This is a genomic window from Streptomyces sp. NRRL F-2580 (assembly GCF_000720115.1).
In the GTDB taxonomy this organism is placed as follows: domain Bacteria; phylum Actinomycetota; class Actinomycetes; order Streptomycetales; family Streptomycetaceae; genus Streptomyces.
Genome location: NZ_JOIR01000132.1, coordinates 1 through 272, shown reverse-complemented (window position 1 = coordinate 272; position 272 = coordinate 1). Strand labels below are relative to the sequence as shown.

The 272-nt window shown below is 73.5% G+C and carries 1 pseudogene; it reads right to left on the bottom strand.

Annotated elements, in window-relative coordinates:
- Positions 1-272 (bottom strand): annotated as a pseudogene (locus IF88_RS0139760) (hypothetical protein); the annotation flags it as partial.

Sequence of the window (272 nt, the reverse complement as noted above, 5' to 3'; positions counted from 1 at the left end):
GTCGAGCTTGACCGTGCCCTGGGCGCCCTCGAAGGCGACGTCGCCGAGGCGTCCGACGCCGCGGAACTCGGCGCTGGCCGCCTTCGCCTCGACGCGGGATCCGGCCGGCAGCTGGACGGTGACCTCGACGGACCCGCTGGGGCCGAGGATCTGGTTCTTGGCGTCGGGGGTCCTGATCCGCAGGACCCCGTCGGCGTACTCGACGCTGGTCTGCTGCGCGGCCTTCACGTCACGGCCCTTGGCGGCGTTCGCGGGGAGGACCTCGACGGTGG